Genomic DNA, 876 nt, shown 5'->3' with positions numbered 1-876 from the left:
CAGCGCCGCCGCCCAGGAACGGGTCAGCGCCGCGCGCGCCGAGGCCGCCCGTCTGATGGAGGAGGCGGCCCGCGAGCGCGCCGAGGTGGCCGCTCGCATCCGCGCCGACGAGGCCGAGCAGCGTGAGGTGCTGCAGGGTCGCCTGCGGGCAGCCGAGCAGGCGGCCGAGGAGCGGGTCCGTGCCGCACGCGAGGAGGCCGACCGGGTCACCGCGGAGATCGAGCGCGAGCGCCAGGCGGCGGCCGCGAAGATCGAGCAGCTGCAGAAGGAGGCCGACGAGCGCGTCGAGGTCGCCCGCGCCGAGGCCGAGCGGGCCGCGCAGGAGCGGCTCGACGAGGCCAAGGCCGAGGCCGAGCGGCGCATCGCCGCCGCCGAGGAGGAGGCGTCCCGCAAGGCGGCCGAACGACTGGCCCAGGGTGAGCGTGACGCCGAGGACGCCGCCCAGCGGCGGCTCGCGGCGGCGGAGCAGGATGCCGAGCGTCGCATCAGCGAGGCCCGCGCCGAGGCCGAGAAGCTCGCCGAGGGTGCCCGCAGGGATCGCGAGGCGGCCCTCGAGCAGCTCGAGAAGGAGCGCGCCGAGGCCGAGGCCAAGCTGGAGCAGGTGAGGCTCGAGGCCGAGAAGGTCGTGGCCGATGCCGAGCGGACGTCGGCCGAGCACGTGGTGGCGGCGAAGGCCGAGGCCGAGAAGTACGCGCAGGAGGTGGCGGCCGAGCGTGTCGCCATCGCCGTGCGCCTCTCCGACGCCGAGCGCACGGCCGGTGAGCAGCTGGCCGCCGCGAAGGCGGAGGCGGAGCGCCTCGCGTCCGAGGCCGCCGAGCGGCACGAGCTCGCGGCGACCGAGCTCGCCCGCGAGCGCGACGAGGCGCGGGCCCACGT

General features: G+C 77.6%; 1 pseudogene. It reads left to right on the top strand.

The features are described 5' to 3' along the window. Positions 1-876: pseudogene (locus NUV38_RS17085) on the top strand (hypothetical protein); the annotation flags it as partial.

This window comes from Aeromicrobium sp. 50.2.37 (genome assembly GCF_024655735.1).
Lineage (GTDB): Bacteria > Actinomycetota > Actinomycetes > Propionibacteriales > Nocardioidaceae > Aeromicrobium.
This window is presented reverse-complemented; position numbering and strand designations above follow the sequence as displayed.